The sequence below is a fragment of the Mitsuaria sp. TWR114 genome, from assembly GCF_007997345.1.
The window spans coordinates 1-829 of sequence record NZ_VOSR01001012.1; the positions used below are offsets into that span (position 1 = coordinate 1).

At 73.0% G+C, this 829-nt stretch carries 1 protein-coding gene; it reads left to right on the forward strand.

Annotated elements, in window-relative coordinates; all coding sequences use genetic code 11:
- Positions 1-829 (forward strand): tetratricopeptide repeat protein (locus tag FUT87_RS26830; RefSeq protein WP_147242954.1); only part of this gene is annotated, 829 nt, incomplete at both ends.

Here is an 829-nt window from a genome sequence, read left to right on the forward strand (position 1 = left end):
AACCTGGACCGCGCCGCGGAGGTGCTGGACGCCTACCTGCGCGCCTATCCCGGCGACGGCCAGGCGCTGGTGATGATGGCCACGTTGCAGATGGCGCAGGGACGGCATGCCCGCGCCACCGCGCTGATGCAGGAGGCGCTCAAGGCCAAGGACGCACCAGAGTTCCGCACCGCGCTGGGCCTGTCGCTGCTGCGCGGCGGCCAGTCCGGCGACGCGATCGGGGAGCTCGAGAAAGCCTTCCAGCGCGATCCGCGCCAGACCTACGCCGGCATGGCGCTGGTGTCGCTGTACCTGCGCGCCGGGCAGACGGCCAAGGCCGTCGCGATCGCGGACCGGCTGGTCAAGCAGGAGGCCGCCAACCCGACCACCTGGGTGCAGCTCGGCGTGGCGCGCCGCTCGGCCGGCAACCTGCCGGGCGCGCGCGAGGCCTACCAGAAGGCCCTCCAGCTCGATCCGCAGCTGGCCGAGGCGCAACTGGGCCTGACGCGCATCGACATCGCCGAGCGCAAGTTCGACGCGGCCCAGGTGCGCCTGGCCGCGATGCTGAAGGCCGACGAGAAGAACGCCGACGCGCTCTACGAGATGGCGCTGCTCAGCGAGGCCCGGGGCCAGGCCGCCGAGGTGCAGCGCTGGCTGACCAAGGCGACCGACGTCAGCAGCTCGCGCAACACGCGGGCGGATCAGGCGCTGATCGCCTGGCTGCTCAAGCAGGACCAGGCCGGCGCCGCGCTCGAGGCCGCCAAGCGCCTGCTCGGCAAGGCGCCGGACGATCCGCAGACGCTGATCGCCTACGCGCAGGCGCAGCTCGCCAACCGCGACGCCAACGGCG